This window comes from Streptomyces sp. NPDC053048 (assembly GCF_044547045.1).
Lineage (GTDB): Bacteria > Actinomycetota > Actinomycetes > Streptomycetales > Streptomycetaceae > Streptomyces.
Genome location: NZ_JBITZS010000007.1, coordinates 93737 through 119677, shown reverse-complemented (window position 1 = coordinate 119677; position 25941 = coordinate 93737). Strand labels below are relative to the sequence as shown.

Here is a 25941-nt window from a genome sequence, read left to right as displayed (position 1 = left end):
GGAAGCCGCCCGACACCGGCGGGACATTCTCTGACGACAGCGACGACAGCGACATCAGTGACGACAGCATGGAGTGGGGACATTGACTGCTACCGAGACCGAAGCCGCTGTTTCCTTCGACGGCGAGACCCTGGACATCGAGGACGTGCGCAAGGTCGCCGAGGACCGGGCCTCCTGCCGCGTGGACCCCGCCGCCCTGGACCGGGCCGCCGCAAGCCGGAAGATCTTCGAGGAGATCGCCCGGCAGAACATTCCCATCTACGGCGTCACCACCGGCTACGGCGAGATGATCTACATGCAGGTCGACGCCTCGAAGGAGGTGGAACTGCAGACCAACCTGGTGCGCAGCCACAGCGCCGGCGTCGGCCCGCTGTTCGCCGAGGACGAGTCGCGGGCCATCCTGTCCGCCCGGCTGAACGCCCTGGCCAAGGGCCATTCGGCGGTGCGCCCCGAGGTCCTCGAGCGCATGGCGCTGTACCTGAACGAGGGCATCACCCCGGCCGTCCCCGAGATCGGCTCCCTGGGCGCCAGTGGTGACCTCGCGCCGCTGTCGCACATAGCCTCCACCCTCATCGGCGAGGGGTACGTGCTGCGCGACGGCCGGCGCGTCGAGACCGGCCCGGTGCTCAGGGAGCTGGGCGTGGAGCCGCTGCAGCTGCGCTTCAAGGAGGGCCTCGCGCTGATCAACGGCACCTCGGGGATGACGGGCCTGGGCGCCCTGGTCGTGGGGCGCGCCCTGAACCAGGTGCGGCAGGCCGAGATCTGCACTGCCCTGCTCATCGAGGCGCTGCGCGGCTCGACCAGCCCGTTCCTGGCCGAGGGCCACGACGTCGCCCGCCCGCACCAGGGGCAGATCGACACGGCGGCCAACATGCGGGCGCTGATGCGGGGCAGCCGGCTGACCGTGGAGCACGCGGACCTGCGGCGCCAGGTGCAGGAGGGCAAGCGGCCGGGCGAGACGGTCCAGCGGTCGGAGATCTACCTGCAGAAGGCGTACTCGCTGCGGGCCATCCCGCAGGTGCTGGGGGCCGTGCGGGACACCCTGTACCACGCGGAGGAGAAGCTGGTCATCGAGCTCAACTCCGCCAACGACAACCCGCTGTTCTTCGAGGGCCAGGAGATCTTCCACGGCGCCAACTTCCACGGCCAGCCGATCGCGTTCGTCATGGACTTCGTGACGATCGCGCTCACCCAGCTCGGCGTGCTGTCCGAGCGGCAGACCAACCGGGTCCTCAACCGCCATCTCAGCTACGGGCTGCCGGAGTTCCTGGTCGCCGGCGACCCCGGGCTCAACAGCGGCTTCGCCGGGGCGCAGTACCCTGCGACGGCCCTGGTGGCGGAGAACCGCACGATCGGCCCGGCCAGCACGCAGAGCGTGCCGTCCAACGGCGACAACCAGGACGTCGTCAGCATGGGCCTGATCGGTGCCCGCAACGCGCGCCGGGTGCTGGGCAACAACGACCTGATCCTGGCCGTGGAGTTCCTGGCGGCCGCGCAGGCCGTGGACGTGGCCGGGCGGCGCGAGGGGCTGAGCGAGGCCGGGCGGGCGACGTACGAGGCGGTGCGGGCGCTGGTGCCGACGCTGGAGACGGACCGGTTCATGGCCGACGACATCGAGACGGTCGCGGCCGCCATCGCGCGGGGCGCGTTCCTGGCGGCCGTGGGGCTCGACCTGCGCTGAGAAACCTCGGGGAAGCGGAAGGGCCCGGGGGCTTCGGCCCCCGGGCCCTTCCGCTTCCTTTGTTCGGTGCCCTCAGACGCGGACCTCCGCGAGCCCCGCCTTCGCCTTCAGCGGCTCCCACCACGGGCGGTTGGCGCGGTACCAGGCGACCGTCGCCGCCAGCCCGTCCTCGAACCGCACGCGGGGCTCGTAGCCCAGCTCGTCGCGGATCTTGGTGATGTCGAGGGAGTAGCGGCGGTCGTGGCCCTGCCGGTCCTGGACGTGGTCGACGCGCGACCAGTCGGCGCCGCAGGCCGCCAGCAGCCGCCGGGTGAGCTCCTCGTTGGTCAGCTCGGTGCCGCCCCCGATGTGGTAGACCTCGCCGCCCCGGCCGGAGCGCAGGACCAGCTGGATGGCCCGGCAGTGGTCCGACACGTGCAGCCAGTCGCGCCGGTTGCCCCCGTCGCCGTACAGCGGCACCCGGCCGCCGTCGAGGAGGTTGGTGACGAAGAGCGGGATCACCTTCTCCGGGAACTGGTAGTGGCCGTAGTTGTTGGTGCACCGGGTGACCACGACGTCCAGGCCGCGGGTGCGGTGCCAGGCCAGCGCGAGCAGGTCGGAGCCCGCCTTGGTGGCCGCGTAGGGGACGTTGGGGGACAGCGGCGCGTCCTCGGTCCAGGAGCCGTGGTCGATGGAGCCGTAGACCTCGTCGGTGGAGACGTGGACGAAGCGGCCCACGCCGTGCCGGGAGGCCGCCTCCAGCAGGATCTGGGTGCCCAGCACATTGGTGGTCACGAACTGCCGGGCGCTGTCGATGGAGCGGTCCACGTGCGACTCGGCGGCGAAGTGCACGATCGCGTCCTGGCCCGCCACGGCCTCCTCGACCGTGGCCGGGTCGCAGGTGTCGCCCTCGACGAACCGGTAGCCCGGCAGGCCCGCGACCGGGTCGAGGTTGGCCCGGTTGCCCGAGTAGGTGAGCTTGTCGAGGACGGTGACGCGCGTGCCGGCCGCCCCCGGCAGCTCGCCCCGCAAGGTGGCCCGGACGAACTCCGAGCCGATGAAACCGGCGCCGCCGGTGACCAGGATCCGCATGCCGCCCTCTCCTTCGCCGTCAGCCACGTGCCCGGCCGCCGCGGTGTTCGGCGGTCAGCTTCTCCAGTGCCGGGACGAGCTCGGCCGGGCTCGGCGCGGCCAGCCAGTCGCGGCGCACCCGCTCCGTGCCCTCCTGGAACGAGGGCCCGTCGAGGACGCGCAGCAGCTCCCGCCGGATCTCGTCCGGCGACTGCGTCTGGTGGTTCAGCCGGACGCCCGCGCCGCGCCGGGTGACGTACGAGGAGACGCTGGTGGCGGTGATCTGCTTCTCGCACGGGAAGTCCCACGCGATGCCGTCCGCCGTCGGGGTGCCGAAGCAGCGCGCCGGCTCGTCGGTGTCGCAGACCAGCTGCGGCACGCCCTGGGTGGACGCCGCGGCGAGGGTGCCGATGGAGCCGTGGTGGACGATCGCCGAGCAGGTCGGCAGCAGGTGGTCCAGCGGCAGGTAGTCGAAGGCGCGGACGTTGTCCGGGAGCGGGCCGGGCACGTCCGCGAGCTGGTTGGCGTTCAGGGTCGCGACGACCTCCGCGTCGAGGTCCGCGACGGCGTCCATCAGCGTGGCCGTGCGGCCCCAGTCGCCCTTGAGGAACGTACGGGCCGACACCCCCAGGGACAGGGCCACGCGCGGCCGTTCGGGACGCGCGTGCAGCCACTGCGGCATGACGCCGGCGCCGGTGTAGGGGACGTAGCGGGAGCGCAGCGTCGTGACGTCCGCGGACACCCCGACGCCGTCGGGGAACGGGTCGATCGACCACTGGCCGAGGAGCAGCTCGTCGTCCACCTCGACGCCGTACCGCTCGGCGAGCGGCCGCATGACCGTCTCCAGCGGGTCGGGCACGCGCGCGTGGGCGAACCTCTCGTGCGCCCAGCCCGTGTAGTCGGGGGTGATCAGTACGCGCGCGTGGGCGGCGCCGGTGACCCGGGCGGCGACGGCGCCGCAGGGGAACCACGGCTCCCACAGCACCAGGTCCGGCTGCCAGGCCCTGGCGAAGTCGACCACCGCCGCCACGTCCTGCCGGGGCTCGGGCGGGTGGTAGTCGCGGATGGCCAGCAGCGCGAAGTGGTAGTAGACGTCCCACGCCTCGCGGTCGGCGGGGGCGATGCCCAGCTGTGCCGCGTACCGTTCGCCCTCGGCCGCCGTGGGCAGCAGACCGGCGAACCCCGGGTACGCCCGGTCGTGCACCGCAAGGGGCTCGGGGTCGCCGCAGGTCACGGCCTTGAGGCCGGTGGCGTTGACGACCTGGTGGAAGTCGGGGACGGACACGCCGCTGGGGTAGCCGGGCGGGGTCGCCACACAGACGTCGTGCCCGGCGCTCTGCAGCGCCCAGGCGTAGTGCACGACCGGCAGGAAGTGCGCCGGTGCGGGGAAGACCGTGAACATCACGCGCATGGAGGTCCCTCGGGGCCGGTGCGGACGGGGGAGGGCGGCGGCCGGCGGCTCACGCCGACGCCCGCGCGCCGGTCTCGCCGGCCCGCCCGTCGCGGCGCGGCCGGGCGTGCGCGGCCCGGCGGCCGGAGCCGCGCAGGACGCGCAGGGCCAGGCCGGGGCGCAGGAGGGCCTGCGGCGGGTCGACCAGTCCGGCGACCCGGAAGAAGGCGGCGGTGACCGCGGCGTCGTGGGCGGCGGCCGCGTGCAGGCGGGCCATGTAGGCGTTGGCCATCCGCACCTTGAGCGGCCGGGGGCCCTCGACGCCGGGGAAGTTCAGGTCGCCGCCCGCGGAAATGTCCCAGGGTGCGTCGAGGAGCGCGGACATCTCCTGGAAGAACTTCTGCGGCTGGGGCCGCCTTTCGCGCCGCAGATGCTCGCGCAGTGCGACCGCCTCGAGGGCGGCGACGGTCATTCCCTGGCCGTAGACCGGATTGAAGCTGCAGACGCTGTCGCCCATGACCAGCAGGCCGTCGGGGAATCGCCGCAGCTGTTCGTAGCGGCGGCGCACACTCGCCGGGAAGTGGAATGTGACCGCTTCGTCGACCGGTTCCGCGTCCCGTACGGCTTCATGGATCTCCGGCGCGGCGAGCGACTTCACGAAGTTCATGAAACCCTCGTCGTCGGTGGGCGGGTGATCGCCCAGAATGCCGGTGAGGGAGAGCATGGAAGTGCCGTCCTCGAGCCGGGGGAAGAACGCGCCGCGGGGATTGGCCGGCGAGGCGACGGGATTGATGGACAGATCGCTTCCGTAGGGATCGTTCTTCAGCCGGAAGTGGCGGGTGGTGTAGGCGAGGTCGACCTTCACCCGGTCCTCGGTGGGGCGCGCGTAGCCGAGTTCGTCCAGCCAGGCGGGGGCCCGGGAGCCGCGTCCTGTGGTGTCGACGACCAGGTCGGCGGCCAGCGTCTCCTCGGCGGTGCCGGCGCCCTCGCGCAGGACGCGCACGCCGGTGATCCGCGAGCGGTCCGGCGCCGCGGCAAGGCCGCGCACCGCGCACTCCTCCAGCAGCTCCACCTGCGGCAGCGCGCTCACCCGCGTCCGGACGTGGGCCTCGAGGACGGGGCGGGTGGCCGAGACGCTGACCAGCCCGGTGCGGGCGGGAGCCAGCCGCCTGCCGTTGAAGTACCAGCGCAGGTCGCCCGCCAGGTCCCCGGAGGCCACCCCCGCGGCCGCGAGGTCGGTGTCCAGCCCCGGGAACAGCTCGCCCAGGATCTGGTGGCCCCGCGCGAGCAGCGCGTGGGCGTGCCGGCCGTGGGGGACGCCGCGGCGCGGGCCGAGCACGCCGGTGAGCCGGTCCCGGTCGACGATCAGCACGCGCGCGTACGACTCGGCCAGCACGCGCGCGGCGAGCAGCCCGGCCATGCCGCCGCCCAGGACGATCGCACGGCCTTCCCGCTGATTTTCCATTGTTCGCCCGCCTCCCTGAAATCCCCTGCGCCCGTTGGATCGTCGTGCGGTGCAACGGGCGGGGGCATCTTCAGGATTGCTGGATCCGGGCACCGGAATTCAGCAATCCTGAAGATGCGCGGGCCGGGCGGCCGGGGAAAGAATGCGGCGGGATCCGGCCGGCCGCCAACGGGCCGCTGTCGCTGAGGAGAAGGCCTTGACCGACGGGGAAATCACCGTCCGCGCCTGGTTCGCGGACTATCCGTTCTCCACCTATGACGGACAGGAATTCCTGGCGCCCGTACGGAAACGGGCCGAGGAATTCGCGCGGGCGCATCCCGGGTATCGCGTCGAGATCGAGAGCCATCCCTTTTGGGAGATGCCGCCCGCCGTGGCGCGGGCCGCCGCGCGCGGTGAGGCGCCGCACCTGGCCGGCTACTACGCCGCCGACTCCCAGCACGCCCGGGACGCGGTGGACGCCTCCGGGCGGCCGCTGTTCACGTCGGTGGAGCAGGCCGTGGCCGGGCGGACGGAGATCCTGGGCGAGCCGGTCGTGCTCGGCGACCTCGTCCCGGCGGTGCGCGACTTCCACACCCGCGACGGCGAGCTGTTCTCGGTGCCCGTCACCGCCACGACCGTGCTGCTCTACGCCAACACGACCCTGCTCGAGGCGGCCGGCGTCGACCGGCTCCCGGCCACGTGGGCGGAGGTCGAGGCGGCGTGCCGGGCCGTCGCCCGCACCGCCCCCGGGACCGCCTCGCACGGCATCACCTGGGCCAACGACGGCTGGCTGTTCCAGCAGGCCGTCGCCCAGCAGGGCGGCCTGCTCGCCGACCACGACAACGGGCGATCGGGCCGGGCGCGTTCGCTCGACCTGACGTCCGCGGAGCTGCTGGCGTGGGTGGAGTGGTGGCAGGGCCTGCACGAGGCGGGCCACTACCTCTGCACCGGGCAGCGCTCCGACTGGGGCGGGGCGTTCGAGGCCTTCGCCGGGCAGCGGGTGGCGTTCGTGGTGGACTCGTCGAAGGCCGCCGAGGAACTGGTCCGGGCGGGCGAGCGCGGCGGCTTCGCCGTGGGCCTGGGCGCGGTGCCCCACAACCCGCGGGTGCCCGACGCCGGCAACTTCGTCTCCGGCGACTCGCTGTGGCTGGCGGACGGGCTGGACGAGCGGACGCGGGACGCGGCGCTGGCGTTCACCCAGTACCTGATCAACCCCCGGAACGCGGGCGAGTGGCACCGGCTCAACGGCTTCGTGCCCGTCACCGGGGCGGCGTACGACCTGCTGGTGGCGCAGGGCTGGTTCGACCGCTATCCGCACCGGCGGGTCGCGTCCGAGCGGCTGGCCGCCGCACACCGCTCACCGGCGGCGCTGGGCCCGCTGGTGGGCGACCTCGCCGGCATCGGCGAGGTGCTGACGGAGGCCATGGAGGACGTGCTGCTGCGCGGCGACAAGCCGGCCGAGCGCTTCGCCCTGGCCACGGCGGCCGCCCAGCGGCTCCTGGACGCGTACGAGGCGGCGCACGGGCGCTGAGCCGCCGCCTGCTGTCCGGTGCCGGGCACCGGACAGCAGGCCCGTGGTCACAGCAGGCCCGTGGTCACAGCCGTACCGGGAACGTCTCGTGCCCCCGGACCAGCCAGCGGTCGCGGTAGACCTCCGGCCCGGCCGGGGCGAGCGCCGGGAAGCGGCGCAGCAGGCGCGGCAGCGCCACCCTGGCCTCCATCCGGGCCAGGCCCGCCCCCAGGCAGAAGTGGAAGCCGCCGCCGAAGCTCAGTGGCTGGTTGTCCGGGCGGTCGGGGTCGAAGAGCTGCGGGCGGTGGAAGCGGCGCGGGTCGCGGTTGCCGGCGCCGAGGACGACGAGCACCTTGGTGCCCGCCGGTACGGGCGTGTCCAGCAGGTGGAGGCCGTGGGCCGCCCAGCGGCTGGTGGCCTGCACCGGTGGCTCGTAGCGCAGGGTCTCCTCGACGTACCCGGGCGCGAAGCCCGGCTCGGTGCGCAGGCGTGCGGCCCAGCGCGGCCGGGCGAGGGCGTGGTGCAGGCCGTGGCCGAGCAGGTGCGTCGTCGTGTCGAAGCCGGCGGACAGCAGCAGGACGAGGTTGGCCGTCAGCTCCTGCTCGTCCAGCTGCCCGGCCAGCGCGCTGACGAGGTCGTCGGCGGGGTGGGCGCGGCGGTGGGCGATGAGGCGGGCGAAGTACGCCGAGAGGTCGTCCATGGCCGCGTCGGCGCGTTCGAGGCCGGAGGGGCTGGTGATGCCCTCCAGGGCGATGGTCACGTCCGCCGCGACGGCCCGGAACCAGCCCTGGTCGCCGCGCGGCACCCCCAGCAGCTCGCTGATCACCGCGACGGGCAGCCGGTAGGCGAAGGCGTCCATGAAGTCCACCGTGCGCCCGCCCGCCCCCAGGTCCGCGAGGTGGTCCAGGAGGTCCTCCGTCAGCCGTTCGACGGCGGGCTCGAGCCGTGCGACGTGGCGCGGGGTGAAGGATCCGGCGACCGCGCGGCGCAGCCGGGTGTGGTCGGGCGCGTTGCGGTAGAGCATGGAGCGGGCCCAGCCGCGCAGCGAGGAGTGGGCGCGCCAGCGGGGGTTGAGGAGGTCGAAGCCCTCCGCGTCCTGGACCCGCAGGCCGCTCTCGCGCAGGGCGCGGGCGCACGCGGCGTGGCCGAGGACGGCCAGCAGGCCGTCCTTGACCCGCACCACGTCGCCGTGCGCCCGCAGCGCCTCGTAGCGGGGGTAGGGATTCCGGCGGCCCTCGGCCGAGAGCAGGGCCGCCAGTTCCTCCTGGGCGTGCCGCCGGGTCCGGGTGGTCACTGCGCGGTGGCGGCCCGGTGGCGCCGCAGGTGCTCGCCGGTGAGGGAGTCCGCGTCGTCCAGCAGTTGCCGTGGTGTGCCGGTGAAGACGATCTCGCCGCCGTCCTTGCCGCCCTCCGGGCCGAGGTCGATGATCCAGTCGGCCTGCTGGACGACGTCGAGGTTGTGCTCGATGACGACCACGGTGTTGCCCCGGTCGACCATGCCGTCCAGCAGGGCGACGAGCCGGTCGACGTCCGCCATGTGCAGGCCGGTGGTGGGCTCGTCCAGGACGTAGACGCTGCCGGTCTCGTTCAGCCGGTCGGCGAGCTTGATGCGCTGCAGCTCGCCGCCGGAGAGGCTGCTGAGCGGCTGGCCGAGCCCGAGGTAGTCCAGGCCCACCTCGGTGAGCGTGCGCAGCTTGTCCTTCAGGGCGCGTTCGGTGAAGAACTCCAGCGCCTCCTCCGCCGGCATCTCCAGGACGTCGGCGATGGACTTGCCGCGCAGCGTGTGGGCCAGCACCTCGTCCTTGAAGCGGCGGCCGTCGCAGGAGTCGCAGTGGGTGGTGACCGGGTCCATGAAGGCCAGCTCGGTGATGATCACGCCGCGGCCCTGGCACTCCTCGCAGGCGCCCTTGGAGTTGAAGCTGAACAGCCCCGGCGCCTCGCCGCTGGCCTTGGCGAACAGCTTGCGCAGCGGGTCCATCAGACCGAGCCAGGTCAGCGGGGTGGAGCGGGAGGAGGCGGGGATCGGCGACTGGTCGACGAAGACGGCACCGGGGTGGGCCTTGGTGAACACCTCGGCGATCAGGCTGCTCTTGCCCGATCCGGCGACGCCCGTCACCACGGTGAGCACCCCGGTGGGGACGTCGACGGAGACCTTCTTGAGGTTGTGCAGGGAGGCGTTGCGGATGGGCAGCGTCCCGCCCGGCCGGCGGACGGTCTCCTTGAGCCCGGTGGCGCGGCGCAGGCCGCGGCCGGTGGGGGTGTCGGCCTCGCGCAGCCGGTCCACCGGCCCCTCGAAGACGATCCGCCCGCCGTGTGTGCCGGCCGCGGGGCCGACGTCGACGACGTGGTCGGCGATGGCGATGACGTCCGGGTCGTGCTCGACGACGAGCACGGTGTTGCCCTTGTCGCGCAGGACCTTCAGCAGGCTGTTGAGTCGGCCCACGTCGCGCGGGTGCAGCCCGATGCTGGGCTCGTCGAAGATGTACGTCAGGCCGGCCAGGCTGCTGCCGAGGTGGCGGACGAGCTTGAGGCGCTGGCCCTCGCCGCCGGAGAGGGTGGTGGTGGGGCGGTCCAGGCTGAGGTAGCCCAGACCGATGGAGACCACCCGCTCGAGCGCGGTGCGGGCGGCCTCGGCCAGCGGCGCGGCGGCGGGGTCCTTGACGGCCGCGAGGACGCCGACGAGGTCGCCGATCTCCATCCGGCTCCACTCGGCGATGTTGCGCCCGTCGACGAGGGTGGCCAGCGCCTCGGGGTTGAGCCGGGCGCCGTCGCAGGCGGAGCAGATGCCGTCGGTGATGAACCGCTCGACGACCTCGCGCTTGCGGTCGCTGAGCGCGCTCAGGTCGCGCTTGAGGTTGAGCCGGGTGAACCGGTCGGCCAGACCCTCGTAGTGGGTCTGGAACGTGGAGTTCTTGGTGGTGAGCGTGATCTTCTCGCCGCCGCTGCCGTGCAGCAGCTCGCGCATCTCCTCGTCGCTGTAGTCGCGCAGCGGCTTGGCGGGGTCCAGCCGCCCGGACCTGGCCCAGATCTGCCAGTCGGGGCTGCCCACCTTGTACTCGGGGAAGAGGACCGCGCCCTCGTCCAGCGACTTGTCGCGGTCCAGCATCCGGTCGAGGTCGAGCGCCACGGCCTGGCCCAGGCCGTCGCAGGCGGTGCACATGCCCTGCGGGTCGTTGAAGGAGTAGCGCGAGACGCGGCCGTCGGACGGGCTGCCGAACCGCGCGAACAGCGCCCGGATCATGGGGTAGATGTCGGTGATGGTGCCGACGGTGGAGCGGGCGTTGCCGCCCATCGGCTTCTGGTCGACGATGACGGGCGTCGTCAGGTTCTCGACGGCGTCCACCTGGGGGCGCTCGTACTTCGGTAACTGGTTGCGGATGAACCAGCTGAACGTGCTGTTGAGCTGCCGCTGCGCCTCGACGGCCACCGTGTCGAAGACGATGGAGGACTTGCCCGATCCGGAGACCCCCGTGAAGACGGTGATCCGGTTCTGCGGGATGCTCAGGGACACGTCCTTGAGGTTGTGCACCCGGGCCCCGGTGATCCGGATGGCGGCGCGGTCGTCCCCGCCGCGGGAGGTGTCTTCGGTGACGCTCACTGGAGTTTCCCCTTCGTACGTGTGCCGGTGGTTCCGGCGGCCGTGAATTCGACGATCGTCAGCGGGCCCGCCGGACGCACCGCGGCCGGCCGCAGGCCGGAGTCCGCCGCGAGCGCGGCCAGTTGGCGCACCGAGCGCTCCCGGCCGCCGTAGTAGACGAGCATCCGCAGGTCCATGGTGGTCGGCGGCCTGTCGTCGCCGGCCGTGCGCTCCACGACGAACACCGGGCCGCCGGGGCCCGCCGCCTCGGCGCAGCGCCGCAGGACGGCGCCGGCCGCCTCGTCGTCCCAGTCGTGCAGGACGCAGGAGAGCAGGTAGCCGCCCCCGCGCACCGGCAGCGGGTCGAAGAAGCTGCCGGGGACGGCCTCGGCGCGGTCGGCCAGACCCGCTGCCGCGAAGGTCTTCCGCGCGGCCGCGGCGGTCTCCGGCAGGTCGACGACCGTGCCGCGCAGGGCGGGGTGGGCGGTCAGCAGGGCGGTCAGCAGGGTGCCGTCGCCGCCGCCGACGTCGGTGACGTGCCCCAGCGAGCCCCAGTCGTGGGCGGCGGCGATGTGGGGTGCGCGCAGGCGGGCGTCGGCGCCCATCCGGGCGTCGAAGGAGGCGGCACGGGCGGGGTCGGCTGCCAGGTCGTCCCAGAAGGACAGGCCGTACTGCCCGGGGTGGCCGGCGTCTCCGGTGCGCACGCAGTGCAGCAGCTGGACGAAGGCCAGCTCGGCCCGGCCGACGGCGCCCTCGATGTCGAGCATGTCGCGCAGGCCCGAGGGGTGGTCCGCGCGCAGGGGACGTCCCAGGGCGGTCAGCGCGTAGCGGTGCTCCGCGTCGCGGCGCAGCACGCCCTTGGCGGCCAGGTGGCGCAGCACGCGGTCGAGTGCGTCGGTGTCGGCCCCGACCGCGCCGGCCAGCTCGGCCGCGGTGCGCGGGGCGCCGGCCAGGTGGTCGGCGACGCGCAGGGTGGCCGCCACGCGGATGGCCATCGGGGTCGCCAGGTGTGCCAGCGCCCAGAGCGCGGCGCCGGTGTCGTCCTCGCCTGCCAACAGGGGGTTCTCCTTCTCGGTGCCACGGGCCTCGGTGGCCTTCGGCGGCATGGCGGCCTCCAGCCTGTCCCAAGGGGAAGCGGAGTGTCTTCTTCGTAATTGCTGTCATCGGCGTCATCGGTGTGACGTCTGTCGCGGGGCCGCTCACCGTGCCTGTGGCGTCAGCCCTGCCAGCCGCTGTTTGCGTTCGTGCTCCTCGGCGTCGGCCGGGATGCGGGCGGTGGCCCAGCGCAGCAGCGGGGGCGCGGTCAGGGAGGTGGCGATCGCGACGAGGACGACGACGGTGAAGGCGGCCGTGTTGAGCACCCCGAGCCGCAGGCCCGCCATGGCGATGACGACCTCGACCATGCCGCGCGAGTTCATGCCCGCCCCCAGGGCCATCCCCTCCCAGTGCCCCAGCCGTCCGCTGCGGGCGCCGAGGTAGGCGCCGAGGAACTTGCCGAGCGTGGCGACGAGCAGGACGGCGGCACCGGCGCCCAGCACCCGGGGGTCGGCCAGGGCCGTCAGGTCGACGCGCAGGCCGACCGTGGCGAGGAAGACGGGCGCGAGGACGGACATCACGAGCGTGCGCAGGGGCGCCAGAAGGGCCGGGTCGGCCAGGCTCAGTACCGCCGCCCCGGCCACGAAGGCGCCGAACAGCGCCTCCATGCCCGCGGCCGCCGTCGCGGCGGCGCTGAAGAGGACGAGCACCACGGCGCCGGCGGTGACGGCGCCCGGGGCCGCCGTCCACCGGGCACCCGCCAGCAGCCGGCGGGCGAGCGGTCGGCCGCCGAGCAGGACGGCGGCCAGGAACACCGCCGTCCAGGCCGTGGTCACCAGCACCTGCCCCCCGCCGCCGCCCGCCGCGAGGGCGGAGACCAGCGAGAGCAGCAGCCAGCCGGCGGCGTCGTCGAAGAGGGCGGCGGCGATGACGATCTGGCCCACGGTGCGGTGCAGCAGGTCCAGGTCGTGCAGGGTCTTGGCGATCACGGGGATGGCGGTCACGCACATCGCGACGCCCAGGAACAGCGCGAAGATCTCCCGCCGTGCCCCGTCGGCCACCAGCGCGGACGGCAGCACGAAGCCCGTGGCGATCCCCAGCCCCAGGGGCACCAGCAGGCCCGCCAGGCTCACGCGGGCGGCCACTGTGCCGTGCCGGCGCAGCAGCCGCGCGTCGAACTGTGCGCCGGTGACGGCGACCAGCAGCAGCATCCCGAACAGCCCGACCGCGTCCAGGAGGTGGGCCTGCGCCGGGGCGGCGGGGAACAGCCACCGGGAGACGGCAGGTGCCGCGTTGCCGAGGACGGTGGGGCCCAGGAGCACCCCGGCGAGCAGTTCGCCCACCAGGGCGGGCAGCCCGAGCCGGGCGGCGAGCCTGCCGAGTCCCCGGGCCAGCAGCAGGAGCAGCGCCAGCTGCAGCAGGAAGACCAGGGACTGGTGCCGGCCGAGCGGTGCCACGACGGCGTGGGCCACCGCCAGGCCCGGCTCAGGAACGTTCATCCCGGACCCAGGCCAGGCCGTCCGCGGACGCGGCCAGCCCGCCCGGCCGCAGCGGCCGTCCCTCGCCCGCCTCCGCCCCGGCCAGGGCACGGGCCTGCAGCGCGGCGCCCTCCTCCATCAGCCGTCCGACGACCGCGCCGCTGGCCGCCCCGAAGTGGTCGCCCGCCTCCTCGCCCGCCGCGGCCCGGGTCATCTCGGCGGAGGCGGCGGAGAACCGCTGCCGGGCCATGGCGGCGTCGGCGAACTCGTCCGAGGACACGCCGCCGACCAGCTCGACGAAGGACTCCAGGTCGGTGGTGGCGGTGTTGGAGACCTTGCGCGCCTGCCAGAAGTAGGAGTCGGCCGAGTGGTGCATGTCGTAGAAGCCGACGAGGAACTCGTAGAAGCGGCCGTACTCGCGGCGGTAGCGCGTCTCGAACTCGGCGAAGGCGCTCTCCTCGTCCACCGTTCCCGCCAGGCAGGAGTTGAGGGACCGGGCGGCCAGCAGCCCGCCGTAGGTGGCCAGGTGCACGCCGGAGGAGAAGACCGGGTCGACGAAGCACGCCGCGTCGCCCACCAGCACCTTCCCCGGCCCCCAGAACCGCGTGGTGCAGTACGACCAGTCCTTGCGCACCCGGAACCGGCCGTAGGGTCCGTCGGTGACGCGCTTGGCGTCGGCGAGGTTGTCCCGGACGATGGGACAGGCCTCGATGAAGCCGCGCATGGCCTCCTCGGGGTCGCCCTGGACGAGCGCCGCCGCGTCCTGGTGGACGACCGCGCCGACGCTGGTGAGCGTCTCGCTGAGCGGGATGTACCAGAACCAGCCGTGTTCGAACGCGACGCACAGGATGTTGCCCGCGTTGGGCTCCGGCAGCCGGGCCCCGCCCTCGAAGTAGGTGAACAGGGCGAGGTTGCGGAAGAACGGCGAGTACTCGCGGCGCTCGGCGCTCTCGCCGTGGATGCGGCCGGTGTTGCCGGAGGCGTCGACGACGTACCGGGCGCGGGCCTCCACGGCCCGCCCGGCGCCGTTGCGGTAGCGCACGCCCGTCACCCGGCCCTCCTCGAGCAGCACACCGGCCACCGGGGTGTTCTCGCGGACCTCCACGCCGTTCTCGCGGGCGTTGTCGAGCAGGATCTGGTCGAACTTCATCCGCTCCACCTGATAGGCGTACGAGGTGGGTCCGGCCATGCGGCGCGAGACGGCGAAGTCGAAGGTCCACGGCTCGGGGTTGCTGCCCCATTTGAAGGTGCCGCCGTGCTTGACGGTGAATCCGGCCTCCCGCAGCCGCTCGTCGACGCCCAGGATGTGCGCGATTCCGTGCACGGTCGCCGGCAGCAGCGACTCGCCGATCTGGTAGCGGGGAAAGGTCTCCTTCTCCAGCAGGAGCACCCGGTGGCCCCGCTTCGCGACAAGGGTGGACACGGTGGAGCCGGCCGGGCCGCCCCCCACCACGATGACGTCGTACCGCTCCTGAGCGTTCACCGTTTTCTCCTTCGTTGCCCTGCCCGCATCGTGGTCGGCGGCGCGCGGCGGGCGCATCTCCTGGATTGCGCCGGTGATTAGGCAATTTGCGAGAAGGACACGGGAGTTGGCGGCCGGTTAGAGTGGCCGAATTCCAAGGCCTCCGCGAGGGGACGACTGCCATGAAGGCACTGGTGCTGTCCGGCGGGTCGGGCACCCGTCTGCGCCCTATCAGCCACACCATGCCGAAACAGCTCGTGCCGATTGCCAACAAACCCGTGCTGGAGCACGTACTGGAAAAGGTCAGGGGGCTGGGCGTCACGGAGATCGGCATCGTCGTCGGCGACTGGGCGGCGGAGATCGGGGCGGCGATCGGGGACGGCTCCCGATTCGGCGCGCGGATCACCTGGATTCGCCAGGAACGGCCGCTGGGACTGGCCCACTGCGTACGGCTGGCGCGGCGGTTCCTGGCCGGTGACGACTTCGTGCTCTACCTCGGCGACATCGTTCTGGAAGGCGGCCTCGAGGCGGTCCACGCGGAATTCCTCGGCCGCCGCCCGGCCGCCCAGCTGCTGGTGCAGAAGGTCGCCGACCCCCGGGAATTCGGCGTCGTGGAGACGGCCCCGGACGGCAGCGTGCTGCGGCTGGCGGAAAAGCCCGAGCACCCGCGCAGCGATCTCGCGCTGACCGGCGTCTATTTCTTCACCGCCGCCGTCCACGAGGCCGTCGCAGCGATCGCCCCGAGCGCCCGCGGCGAGCTGGAGATCACCGACGCCGTGCAGTGGCTGGTGGCCCGCGGCCACCAGGTGCGGGCGGGGGAGTTCGCGGGCTTCTGGAAGGACACCGGCCGGATGGAGGACCTGCTGGAGTGCAACCGCCGGCTGCTCGACGAGCTGCGCTCGCGCGCCGAGGGGCACGTCGACGCCGCCAGCGAGCTGCGGGGCCAGGTCGTCCTCGAACCGGGCGCCCGCGTCGTGCGCTCCCGGATCGAGGGACCGGCGATCATCGGCGCCGGCACCGTGGTCGAGGACAGCCACGTCGGCCCGTACGCGGCCGTCGGCCCGCGCTGTGTGCTGCGCGGTGCCCGCCTCGCCGACTCCATCGTGCTGGAGGGGGCGACGATCGAGGCGGTGCGCGGCCTGTACGGGTCGGTCATCGGGCGCTGCGCCACGGTCGGGCCGGGTACGGCCGGGACGGACGGCCACCGGCTGGTGGTGGGCGACCACGTGCGGATCGAGTTCGCGGCGTAGGGGCGCCCCCGGACGCCGTGGTGCCGGGCCGCCCGTGGCGGCCCGGCACCCTGTTCCGGCTGTTACTTCCCGGCGAAGTGGATCTGCACGTTGCCGAGGTCCTCGCCCGGCTTGCCCGTGCCGATGTAACAGCGGACGGTCGTGCAGTCCACCGCGCCCACGCGCCGGCCCTCGGGCGTCTCGCCCAGGAAGGTCCGGTGCACGACGAACGGGAAGGCGGCCATGCCCTCGTCGTCCGTGCGGTAGATGGTGCCGGTGTCCGCGTCGCACGCCTGCGCGCGCTGGACGGTCCCGCACTGGCCGATGAAGTACTCGGTGTCGGGATCGGCGTCCGTGACGGTCACGGTGACCGTCTGCCCGTCGGTGAGGTCGTCCGACGGGGTGACGGAGATCTGCGCCTCCGCCGCGAGGGCGGGGGCCTGGGCCGCGACGGAGACGCCGAGGGCCAGAACAGCGGTGGTGGCGAGTTTCGGAAGAAGCCGTGAGCTGAACTTGCGGTTCATTCGACTCTCCACTTCCCGTGGTCGGATGGAACCGTGCACACGGCACACTCCCGCTCCCCGCCACCGCACGCATCTCTCAAATTGCTCTGCCGGATCGTTGAATTCCGTAAATCCGAAGGCAGTTCGAGAGTCCGGAATCGTGCGCCATTAATTCCGGACGAATCCGAGCTGCACGTTGCCGATGTCCTCGCCCGGCCGGCCCGTTCCCACGGAGCAGGCGGTGGCGGCGCAGTCCACGGATCCGACCACCTCACCGGTGGGGGAGACGCCCTGGAAGGACTTGTGGACGACGAACGCGAACGAGGCGTTGCCCGCCGCGTCGGTGCGATAGGTCTTGGCCGAGGACGGGTCGCAGGCCTCGGCGCCGTTGACGGAGCCGCACAGGCCGATGAAGTATTCCGTGCCGGGCTGTGCGCCGGTCACCGAAACGGTGACGCTCTGGCCGTCGGTGAGGTTCTGCGAGGGGGTCACGGTGACCTGTGCCGCCTGCGCGGCGAGTGCCGGGGCCTGGGCCGTGGCGAAGACGCCGAGGGCCAGTGCGGCGGCCACGCCGAGCCGGCGGACCATGCCGGTCCTGTCCTTCGCTGTCACTCCGGTATCCCTTCCGTAGGGGGTCTCGGAACGGTGAATTCCTTGCGCATTGAAATGATCACAAATGCCGTCCCGGCGGGGCATCTTCGATATTGCTGCGCCCTCCCCCTCAGGGCCGCCGGACCCAGGACCGCCCGACTCAGAACCGCCGGACGCCGATGAACACCCCCCGGTCCAGATATCCGTCCGGCAGGAACTCGACCGTGCAGCCGGCGTCGGTGAAGGCCCGTTCGTAGTCCTCGCGGCCGAAGAGCGTCAGCGTCTGGCGGTCCACGAAGTGCCGCACCTCCCCGGATTCCCGCGCGGGGTCGCCGACGAGATAGTGCATGGCCACATGACACCGGCCCTCCTCGGTGTGCCATTTGCCCATGCGAGCGATCCGTCGTCCGCCCGCCTCGAAGACCGTGTCGACCAGGTCGCCGCCGTTCCACCGCTCCGGGAGGAAGAACGGCTCGACGACGAGGATGCCACCCGGCACCAGGTGCGCGGCCATGTTCCGTACGGCCGCGCCGAGTTCGGCGGTGTCCGCCAGGTAGCCCACCGCGCTGTAGAAGGATCCGACGACGTCGAAGGTCCGCCCCAGGTCGAACGCCAGCATGTCCGCCCGGTGCACCTCGACGCCCTCGAGCTTGGCCCGCGCCACCCGCACCATGGGCTCGGACAGGTCGACGCCGGTCACCTCGAAGTGCTCGCGCAGGTGGACCAGTTCCTCGCCGGTGCCGCACCCCACGTCCAGCAGGGAGGCCGCGTCCGGCCGGCGGGCCCGGACCAGGTCCAGCGTCCGGGCCGCCTGCGCCGCGTAGTCCCGCTGGGTGCGGCAGATGTCGTCGTAGACGGCGGCGAAGTCGCTCTCGTACATCCGCTACACGCCCCGCGGCCCGGTGACCGTCCGGGCGATGATCTCGCAGACTCCCGCGATCTCGACGCTGCCGACGGCCGTGCCGGACGGCAGCGCCAGCACCCGCTCGGTCAGTGCCTCGGTGACGGGCAGCGGGAGCGGGGCGTGGACGGCGGGGGCGGCCCGGTAGGGCTCGCTGAGGTGGCAGCCGGGGTGGAAGTAGCGCCGTGAGAGGACGTTGTTCTCGTGCAGGGCGTCGTGCACGGCGTCCCGGTGCACGCCCGCGGCCCGCTCGTCGACATCGATCACCACGTACTGGCGGTTGGCGCGCTCCCCGGGGGCCTGCGGGCGCACCGTGACGCCGGGGAGGCCGGCCAGGCCGTCCCGGTACCACTGTTCGTTGCGCCGGTTGACCTCCATCAGCTCGTCCGTGATCTCCAGCGAGACCAGCCCCATCGCGGCGTGGATCTCGCTCATCCGCGCGTTGGTGCCCCGGGAGACGATCTCGCGGCCGGGGCCGAGGCCCAGGTGGTGCAGGGCCCGCGCGCGTTCGGCCAGCCCGTCGTCGTTCGTGACGATCGCGCCGCCCTCGAAGCTGTTGACGAACTTGGTGGCGTGGAAGCTGAACACCTCCGCCGTCCCGAACCCGCCGACCGGCCGCTGCCGGTAGGTGTTGCCGAAGGCGTGCGCGGCGTCGAACAGCAGCGACAGGCCGTGCCGTCCGGCCAGGTCGGTCAGCTCGTCCACCGGGCAGGGCCGGCCGTAGACGTGGACGCCGAGGATGCCGCCGGTCCGGGGCCCGATCAGCTTCTCGGCGTGCTCCGGGTCGATGGTGCCGCTCTCCTCGTCGACGTCGCAGAAGACGGGCACCATTCCGGCCCACTCCATGGCGTGGGGCGTCGCGATCCAGGTGAACGCCGGGATGATCACCTCCTGCCCGGGCCGGACGCCGGCCGCCGTGGCGGCGATCTGCATGCCGGAGGTGGCGTTGGCGACGGCGACGCAGTGCCTGGTCCCCGCGCGCTCGGCCACCTTCTCCTCGAACTCCCGCACCAGCGGGCCGTTGTTGGTCAGCCACAGCCGGTCGAGGGCGTCGTTGATCAGCCGCAGCAGACGGTCCCGGTCGCCGACGTTGGGACGGCCGACGTGCAGCGGCTCACTGAACATGGGGGTGCGGGGCATGGTGGATCGTTCCTTTCGGCACGGTCGGCGCGCGCATCGGCGCGCGGTCAGCGGACGTGGACGTCCGGCACGTACAGCACCCACCTGCCGCCCGCCTCGCGGAAGGCCCGTTCCTTCGCCATGATCTCCTCGGCGTGGTTCCAGGCGAACAGCAGGGCGTAGTCGGGGTAGGGGTCGCGGAAGGCCTCCGGCGGGCGGATGGGGATGTGCGATCCGGGGGTGATCCGGCCCTGCTTCTCGGGCGTCGAGTCGCAGATGAACGGGACCAGGTCGGGCCCGATGCCGCAGTAGCCGGTGACGGTGGCGCTGCGGGACGTGGCGCCGTAGCCGACCACCCGCCGGCCGTCGGCGCGCAGCTCGCCCAGGAGTTTGACCAGGTCGGCGCGGATGCGCTCGATGCCCGCTCCGAAGGCCAGGAACGTCTCCTCGCGGGCCAGGCCCCGCCGCCGCTCGTCGGCCAGCATCGCGTGGACGGCGGCGGACGGCTCCCGCACGCCCGGCCGGGCGACGGTGTAGCGGATGGCGCCGCCGTGCACGGCCAGGCGTGTGACGTCGACGAGCTCGAAGCCGAAGCGCTCGGCCATGGCCCGGACCGAGTGCACGGCGAAGAGGTAGAAGTGCTCGTCGTAGATCTGGTCGAAGGAGGTCTGCTCGATGATGTCGCCGAGGTAGCGGTCCTCGAAGACGAACAGGCCCTCGGGCGCGAGGAGGACGTCCACGCCGCGCAGGATGGAGCCGATGTAGGCGATGTGGCTGAAGCAGTTGGCCGAGTAGATCACGTCCGCCGGCCCGTCCTCGGCGCGGATCGCCCGTGCCGTGGACTCCTCGAAGAAGTCCACCAGCACCCTGGTGCCCTGCCTCCTGGCCACCTCGGCGGCATCGCGGGAGGGGTCGACGCCCAGGTGGCGCACCCCGGCCCGGCCGATGGTGTTCAGCATGACGCCGTCGTTGCTGCCGATCTCGACGAGGAAGGGGTCCGGCCCGGTCAGCACCTCGTCCAGGAAGTGCTGGGCCACCCCCTCGAAGTGGTCGCGCATCGCCGTGGACAGCGAGGAGCGGTAGGGGTAGTCGGTGCGGAACATCGCGTCCCGCGGCACCTCCTCGAGCTGCTGCACCATCGTGCACGAGGTGCAGAAGCCCACCGTGAGCCGGTAGAAGGTCTCGCGCCCGGCGTCCTTCGGCTCGAGGAAGGCGTTGGAGACCGGCTGCCGGCCCAGGTCGAGGCATTCCTGGACGGTGCCGCCGCAGATGCGGCACGTCGCGCCCGTCGTACCGCCCGTCATGCCGGCCCCCCGGCGAGCGAGAAGGAGTCCGCGTCGTCCGCCGAGACGATCACCGGTTCGGGGATGGGCACGATGAAGCGGCCGCCGCGCTCGAGGAAGGCACGTTCCTTGCGGATGATCTCCTCGGCGTAGTTCCAGGCGAGCAGCAGGTAGTAGTCGGGCTCGCGCGCGGCGGCCTCCTCGGGCGAGCACACCGGGATGTGGGTGCCGGGCAGCAGCTTGCCGTGCTTCATGGGGGTGGTGTCACCGCAGAACCGCACCTCCCGGGGGCCGAGCCCGCACATCAGGAGCAGCGCGCTGCCCTTGGAGGGCGCCCCGTAGCCGGCGACCGTCGCCCCGCCGGCGGCGAGTTCGCGGACGGTCTCGCCGATGGCGCGGGTCAGGGCGCGGACGCGGTCGGCGAACTCGAGGTAGGGGCGCTCGGTGTGCAGGCCGCGCCCGTGCTCCAGGTCCAGCAGTGCGGCGACGGACGGCTGCGGCGGGCGCGCGGCGCTCTCCGGCGTGGCGACGACCGCGATCGAGCCGCCGTGCACCGCGACCCGCTCGACGTCGGTGATCCGCAGGCCGTGGGCGGCGAAGAGGCGGCCGAGAGTGGTGAGGGAGAAGTAGGACAGGTGCTCGTGGTAGATCGTGTCGAACTGGTTGTGGTCCAGGAGGTCCACCAGGTACGGCACCTCGATGATCAACGCGCCCTCGGGGGCGAGGACCTCGCCGACGCCCTTGAGGACGTTGTGCACGTCGTCGATGTGCGCGAAGCACTGCCGGCCCAGCACCAGGCGGGCCCGGCCCTTGTCGTGCGCGATCCGGGCGGCCGGCTCGGGGCCGAAGAACGCGGGATGCGTCTCGATGCCGCGCGCGTTCGCCCGCGCGGCGAGGTTGGCCGCGGGGTCGACGCCCACCACGCGCAGGCCGGCCTCCTGGAAGAAGCCGAGCTGGGTGCCGACGTTGCTGCCCAGCTCGACGACCAGGTCGCCGTCCGCGAGCTCCCCGGCGTGGATGCCCAGCTCCACGATCCGCCGCATGTGCCGGCGCATCTGCTCGGAGTCGGAGGAGACGTAGACGTAGTCACGGAAGAGCGTCTCCGGGTCGACGACGTGCCGCAGGCACATCAGCCGGCACGCCCGGCACAGCACGACGTCCGTCGGATGCGCGGGCTCGGCCGGGAGCCCGTCCTCGCCGGCGGGCTCCAGGAAGCCGTTGGCCGGCGGCATCGCCCCGAACGAAATGACCTCGATCCAGTCGTCGGCGCCGCACACCCGGCACGCCGCGACCCGTTTGACCTCGCCCTGCATGTCCCCTCCTGAAGAAGCCCTGTGATGCCCGTTCGCGCGCCGGTCAGTCCGCGGCTATCACGACCTTCCCCAGGTGCCGGCCCGACTCCAGGCGGCGGTAGGCGGCCTGGGCGTCGGAGAACGGGAAGACGCTGTCGACGACGGGACGCAGGCGGTGCAGCTCCAGCGTCCGGTTCATCGCCTCGAACATCTCCCGGCTGCCCACCACGACCCCCTGGACGGTCAGTGCCTTGCGCAGCAGGGGCACCGGGCTCAGGCCGGCGCCCCGGCTGAGTACGCCGATGACGCTGATCCGGCCGCCGGTGCGCGCGGCCGTGACGGACTGCCGCAGGGTGCCGGCGCCGCCGACCTCGACGACGTGGTCCACGCCGCCCCCGGTCAGCTCGGCCACCACCGCCCCCCACTCGGGGACGTCCGCGTGGTTGACCAGGTCGGACGCGCCCAGCTCCCGCAGCCGCTCCAGCTTGGTGTCGCTGCCGGACGTGGCCACGACCCGCGCGCCGCCCGCCACGGCCAGCTGCAGCGCGAAGACGGAGACGCCGCCGCTGCCGAGGGTCAGGACGCTCTGCCCCGGCCGCAGCCGCCCCGCCTCGACGAGGGCGTGCCAGGCGGTGACAGCGGCGCACGGCAGCGTCGCCGCCTCCTCGAGGCTCAGGTGGGAGGGCACGGCGACCAGGGCCCGTTCGTCGAACGTCACGTACTCGGCCAGCACCCCGTCGACGGTGCCGCCGAGCGCCGGTCCCGTCTTCGCCTCGTCGGCGGGCCCGGCGTCCCACGCCGGCAGGAAGGCGCCCACCACCCGGTCGCCCGTGCGCCACCGGGTCACGCCCTCCCCGGTGGCCGCCACCTCGCCCGCCCCGTCGGACAGCGGCACCACGCCGGGCCGGACGCCGGGCCCGTACCGGTCGTGGGCGATCAGCAGGTCCCGGTGGTTGAGGGACCAGGCCCGCATGCGCACCAGCACCCGGTGCGGGCCGGGCACCGGCACCTCGCGCCTGCCCAGCCGCAGCGCGCCGGGGCCCTCGAAGCGGGGGAGGTGGTAGTACCTCACCGCAGCGTGCGGACGAACGCCCGGATGTCGCCGGTCAGTTGCTCCGGCTGCTCCATGGCGGCGAAGTGGCCGCCCCGCTCGAACTCCGTCCAGCGCGTCAGCGTCGGCAGGATCCGCTCGGCGAAGGCGCGCACCGGGCGGGTGGCGTCCGCCGGGAAGACGGCCACGCCCACCGGCATCTGCAGCGGCCACGGGCCGCCCCAGGTGCGGACGAAGTCGGGGGTCAGGTGGGTGGACTCGTAGTAGAGCTGCGCGCTGGAGCCCGCCGTCGCGGTGAGCCAGTAGATCATCACCTGGGTCAGCAGCCGGTCGCGGTCCACGGCGTCCTCGGGCGCCTTCTCCGAGTCCGTCCACTCCTTGTACTTCTCCGCGATCCAGGCGAGTTGGCCTACGGGCGAGTCGGTCAGGCCGTAGGCGAGGGTCTGCGGGCGGGTGGACTGGATGCGGGCCCAGCCCATGCCGTCGTCCGCGAAGTGGCCGCCGTGCGCCATCCGCGCCATGTCGGCCTCGCCGAGGGAGGCCAGGGCGGCCGGGTCGTCCGGCGGGAACGTCACCAGCATGTTGAGGTGGACGCCCGCGACGTGCTCGGGGTCCGCGAGCCCGAGCTCCAGGGAGATCGCCTTGCCCCAGTCGCCGCCCTGGGCCACGTACCGCTCGTAGCCCAGCCGGCTCATCAGCTCGGCCCAGGCGCGGGCGACGCGGCGGACGTCCCAGCCGGCCTGCCGGGTCGGGCCGGAGAAGCCGTAGCCGGGAATCGAGGGGACGACCACGTGGAAGGCGTCGGCGGGGTCGCCGCCGTGCGCGCGCGGGTCACTCAAGGGGCCGATGACGTCGAGGAATTCGGCGACCGAGCCGGGCCAGCCGTGGGTGAGGACCAGCGGCGTCGCGTCCGGTTCGGGCGAGCGGACGTGCAGGAAGTGCACCTGGGCGCCGTCGATCTCGGTGAGGAACTGCGGGAACGCGTTGAGCTGCCGCTCGGCCGCCCGCCAGTCGTACCGATTGCGCCAGTAGTGGGTGAGCTCCTTGAGGTAGTCCAGCGGGATGCCGCGCTCCCAGCCGGCGCCCGGTATCTCGTCGGGCCAGCGGGTCGCGTCGATGCGGCGGTGCAGGTCGTCGAGGTCGGCCTGGGGGATCTCGATGCGGAACGGGCGCATGGGAAGCCTTTCCAATGGCGGGCGGACGTCGCGAAAAGGGGGGTGGTTCAGGCCGCGCTGAGCCGGGCCGCGGCGGTGGCGGCCGGGCTCCACGCGGGGAAGCGGGCGCAGGCCGCGACGAAATTGCGGATCATGCGCATGCCGTCCTCGGTGAAGATGCTCTCGGGGTGGAACTGCACCGACTCCAGGGGCAGCGTGGCGTGCCGCAGCCCCATCACATAGCCGTCGTCGTGCGAGTGGGCCGTGACCTCCAGGCAGGCGGGCACGGTGCTCTCGACCAGCACCAGCGAGTGGTAGCGGGTCGCGCGGAAGCCGTCGCGCATCCCGGCGAACAGCCCCCGCCCGTCGTGGTGGATGCGGCTGGTCTTGCCGTGCATCAGGTGCTGGGCGGGCACCACCCGGGCGCCGTAGGCCAGGCCGATGGCCTGGTGGCCCAGGCACACGCCGAGGATCGGGACCTCGCCGGCGAACGCCCGGACGATCTCGACGTGCCCGGATCCGGCCGGGTGGCCGGGCCCGGGGCCCAGGAGGATCGCGGCGGGCCGCATCCGCCGCACGTCGGCGAGGCGCAGCTCGTTGGAGCGCACGGTCACCGGGGCGGCCCCGGCGGACATCAGGTACTGCCGGAGGATGTGGACGAAGCTGTCGAACGCGTCGACGACGAGGATCTCCACCGGCGGGCGCGCCTCGCTCACAACAGCTCCTTTCCGGTCACCGCCCAGTAGGTGGCGCTCATCTTGGCGAGGGTCTCGTTCCATTCGCGCTCGGGAACGGAGTCCGCGACGATCCCGGCCGACGCCCGGGTGCGATAGACGCCGTCGCGGTGGAAGAGCGTGCGGATGCACAGGGCGAGGTTGACGTAGCCGCCCGTGCCGATCAGGCCGAGCGCCCCGGCGTACAGCCCGCGGCGGCTGCGCTCCATGTCCTCGATGATCTCCATCGCGCGGATCTTCGGGGTGCCGGTCATGGTGCCGGCGGGGAACAGCGCGGCGATGACGTCGAAGCCGTCCTTGCCCTCCTCGGCCTGTCCGGTGACGGTCGAGACCAGGTGCAGGACGTGCGAGTAGCCCTCGACGACCAGCCGGTCGGGCACGTCCATGGAGTCGGCGCGGCAGATCCGGCCGATGTCGTTGCGGCACAGGTCGACGAGCATGGTGTGCTCGGCGACCTCCTTGGGGTCCGAGCGCAGCCGGTGTGCCGCGGCCGCCTCGCCCTCACGGCCGCCGCCGGCGCGCGGGACGGTGCCGGCGATGGGCCGCATGGTGACGGTGCCGTCCTCGACGCGGACGAACAGCTCGGGGCTGGCGCCGATGACGGTGTGCCCGGCCACGGTCGCCAGGTACATGTAGGGCGAGGCGTTGCGCCGGCGCAGGCGGCGGTAGGCGTCGACGGGGTCGAGCGTGCTGCGGACGGTCAGTTCGTGGCCGATCTGGACCTGGTAGATGTCGCCGACCGCGATGTGCTTGAGGCAGCGGCGGGCGGTCTCCTTGAAGCCGGCGGCGTCGGTGTCGTCGGCGACGGCGGCCGGTGGCAGCACCGCGTCGGGCGGCGCCGGGTGCGCGCGGTCCGCGTCCGCGAGGAGCGCGGTGACCGCTTCCGTATCGAGCGGGGGCCAGGCGTCGGACTCGTGGAGCATCAGCTCCGAGCTCCCGTCGGCCAGGTCGGTGACCAGACAGCCCCGGTGCAGCACCAGGTGGACGTCCGGCAGGTCGGGGCCGCGCTCGATGAGGTGGGGCAGCTCCTCGATGTAGCGGGCGGTGTCGTAGCCGAAGTAGGCGAGGAAGCCGAAGCGGAAGCGGGAGGGCGAGTCGTCCGCCCGGAAGACGTCCCGCACGGCCCGCAGCAGCGGCCACAGGTCGCTCCGCCGGCGCAGCCGGGGTCCGCCGTCCCCGGTAGCGGCGTCGAGGAGCGGTCCGGTGTGCCGCAGCACGGCCTCGCGCAGCGCGGGCACCCCCTCGAGCCGTACGACGCCGTCGGTCACGGACACGGTGAGCAGGGTGCCGAAGCCGGTGAACTGGTATCTGCGGTCGCGTGCCGGGCCCGCGGCCGACTCCAGCAGGTACACCTGGTCGCGGCCGAAGCGCCCGGCCAGGGCGAGGTAGGCGGACAGGACACCGGGCTGCGGCACCCTGCGCCGCACGGTTCGCACGCGCACGCTCATCGCATCGCCC

At 73.0% G+C, this 25941-nt stretch carries 21 protein-coding genes; 3 read left to right on the top strand and 18 right to left on the bottom strand.

Going from position 1 to position 25941, the window contains the following annotated elements:
• Positions 1-82 precede the first annotated feature (82 nt).
• Positions 83-1681 (top strand): tyrosine 2,3-aminomutase, encoded by a 1599-nt coding sequence (gene cmdF, locus ACIG36_RS19805; RefSeq protein ID WP_399929198.1) that lies wholly within the window; start codon positions 83-85, stop codon positions 1679-1681.
• Between the two features lie 72 nt (positions 1682-1753).
• Here the strand turns inward: cmdF and rfbB are convergent, their stop codons facing one another.
• Genes rfbB through ACIG36_RS19790 form a run of 3 tightly spaced genes read right to left on the bottom strand, consistent with a single transcriptional unit; the run spans position 1754 to position 5586 of the window.
• Positions 1754-2752: a dTDP-glucose 4,6-dehydratase gene (rfbB, locus tag ACIG36_RS19800; RefSeq protein WP_399929195.1), complete on the bottom strand. Its 999-nt coding sequence runs from the start codon at positions 2750-2752 to the stop codon at positions 1754-1756.
• Positions 2753-2771: 19 nt separating this feature from the next.
• Positions 2772-4142: a nucleotide disphospho-sugar-binding domain-containing protein gene (locus ACIG36_RS19795; protein WP_399929193.1), complete on the bottom strand. Its 1371-nt coding sequence runs from the start codon at positions 4140-4142 to the stop codon at positions 2772-2774.
• A 49-nt stretch (positions 4143-4191) separates the two neighbouring features.
• On the bottom strand, positions 4192-5586 hold the full coding sequence (locus tag ACIG36_RS19790; RefSeq protein WP_399929191.1) for an FAD-dependent oxidoreductase: 1395 nt from the start codon (positions 5584-5586) through the stop codon (positions 4192-4194).
• Positions 5587-5782: 196 nt separating this feature from the next.
• On the opposite strand from ACIG36_RS19790, the gene ACIG36_RS19785 reads away from it, so the two are divergent.
• Positions 5783-7096 carry an extracellular solute-binding protein gene (locus ACIG36_RS19785; RefSeq protein WP_399929189.1) on the top strand — a complete coding sequence of 438 codons (1314 nt, stop codon included), beginning with the start codon at positions 5783-5785 and terminating at the stop codon, positions 7094-7096.
• 64 nt (positions 7097-7160) lie between these two features.
• On the opposite strand, the gene ACIG36_RS19780 is transcribed toward ACIG36_RS19785, so the two are convergent.
• The 5 genes from ACIG36_RS19780 to ACIG36_RS19760 all read right to left on the bottom strand — a co-directional run bounded on the left by ACIG36_RS19780 (position 7161) and on the right by ACIG36_RS19760 (position 14704).
• Positions 7161-8369 (bottom strand): cytochrome P450, encoded by a 1209-nt coding sequence (locus ACIG36_RS19780; RefSeq protein ID WP_399929186.1) that lies wholly within the window; start codon positions 8367-8369, stop codon positions 7161-7163.
• Positions 8366-10672, bottom strand: a complete 2307-nt coding sequence (locus ACIG36_RS19775; RefSeq protein ID WP_399929183.1) for an ATP-binding cassette domain-containing protein — start codon at positions 10670-10672, stop codon at positions 8366-8368. The genes ACIG36_RS19780 and ACIG36_RS19775 overlap by 4 nt, the downstream gene beginning before the upstream one ends.
• On the bottom strand, positions 10669-11757 hold the full coding sequence (locus ACIG36_RS19770; RefSeq protein ID WP_399929180.1) for a methyltransferase: 1089 nt from the start codon (positions 11755-11757) through the stop codon (positions 10669-10671). Before ACIG36_RS19770 ends, ACIG36_RS19775 begins: the two co-directional genes overlap by 4 nt.
• A gap of 93 nt (positions 11758-11850) precedes the next feature.
• Entirely contained in the window at positions 11851-13185 is a 1335-nt protein-coding gene (locus tag ACIG36_RS19765; RefSeq protein WP_399929178.1) for a cation:proton antiporter, read from the bottom strand.
• Positions 13172-14704 carry a tryptophan 7-halogenase gene (locus ACIG36_RS19760; protein WP_399929175.1) on the bottom strand — a complete coding sequence of 511 codons (1533 nt, stop codon included), beginning with the start codon at positions 14702-14704 and terminating at the stop codon, positions 13172-13174. Before ACIG36_RS19760 ends, ACIG36_RS19765 begins: the two co-directional genes overlap by 14 nt.
• 104 nt (positions 14705-14808) lie before the next feature.
• Between ACIG36_RS19760 and ACIG36_RS19755 the strand changes: the two genes are divergently transcribed.
• Positions 14809-15876 (top strand): glucose-1-phosphate thymidylyltransferase, encoded by a 1068-nt coding sequence (locus ACIG36_RS19755; protein ID WP_399929172.1) that lies wholly within the window; start codon positions 14809-14811, stop codon positions 15874-15876.
• 62 nt (positions 15877-15938) lie between these two features.
• Here the strand turns inward: ACIG36_RS19755 and ACIG36_RS19750 are convergent, their stop codons facing one another.
• The 10 genes from ACIG36_RS19750 to ACIG36_RS19705 form a co-directional block, all read right to left on the bottom strand.
• Positions 15939-16379, bottom strand: coding sequence for an enediyne antibiotic chromoprotein (locus ACIG36_RS19750; protein ID WP_399929170.1), 441 nt, complete (start codon positions 16377-16379; stop codon positions 15939-15941).
• Positions 16380-16526: 147 nt separating this feature from the next.
• Positions 16527-16970 carry an enediyne antibiotic chromoprotein gene (locus tag ACIG36_RS19745; protein WP_399929167.1) on the bottom strand — a complete coding sequence of 148 codons (444 nt, stop codon included), beginning with the start codon at positions 16968-16970 and terminating at the stop codon, positions 16527-16529.
• 139 nt (positions 16971-17109) lie between these two features.
• Positions 17110-17829 carry a class I SAM-dependent methyltransferase gene (locus ACIG36_RS19740; protein WP_399929164.1) on the bottom strand — a complete coding sequence of 240 codons (720 nt, stop codon included), beginning with the start codon at positions 17827-17829 and terminating at the stop codon, positions 17110-17112.
• A gap of 3 nt (positions 17830-17832) precedes the next feature.
• A complete protein-coding gene (locus tag ACIG36_RS19735; protein ID WP_399929162.1) occupies positions 17833-18990 on the bottom strand; it encodes an aminotransferase class I/II-fold pyridoxal phosphate-dependent enzyme in 1158 nt (385 codons plus the stop codon).
• A 47-nt stretch (positions 18991-19037) separates the two neighbouring features.
• Entirely contained in the window at positions 19038-20273 is a 1236-nt protein-coding gene (locus ACIG36_RS19730) for a methyltransferase domain-containing protein (RefSeq protein WP_399929159.1), read from the bottom strand.
• Positions 20270-21565, bottom strand: coding sequence for a class I SAM-dependent methyltransferase (locus ACIG36_RS19725; protein ID WP_399929156.1), 1296 nt, complete (start codon positions 21563-21565; stop codon positions 20270-20272). The genes ACIG36_RS19730 and ACIG36_RS19725 overlap by 4 nt, the downstream gene beginning before the upstream one ends.
• 43 nt (positions 21566-21608) lie before the next feature.
• Complete coding sequence (locus ACIG36_RS19720; RefSeq protein ID WP_399929153.1) at positions 21609-22616, bottom strand: NAD(P)-dependent alcohol dehydrogenase; 1008 nt, start codon at positions 22614-22616, stop codon at positions 21609-21611.
• The gene (locus ACIG36_RS19715) at positions 22613-23770 is read right to left on the bottom strand and encodes an epoxide hydrolase family protein (protein WP_399929150.1); all 1158 of its coding nucleotides are present in this window, start codon (positions 23768-23770) and stop codon (positions 22613-22615) included. Before ACIG36_RS19715 ends, ACIG36_RS19720 begins: the two co-directional genes overlap by 4 nt.
• A 47-nt stretch (positions 23771-23817) precedes the next feature.
• Positions 23818-24444, bottom strand: a complete 627-nt coding sequence (locus ACIG36_RS19710) for an anthranilate synthase component II (protein ID WP_399930072.1) — start codon at positions 24442-24444, stop codon at positions 23818-23820.
• Positions 24445-24461: 17 nt separating this feature from the next.
• Entirely contained in the window at positions 24462-25931 is a 1470-nt protein-coding gene (locus ACIG36_RS19705; protein ID WP_399929147.1) for an anthranilate synthase component I family protein, read from the bottom strand.
• Between the last annotated feature and the right edge of the window lie 10 nt (positions 25932-25941).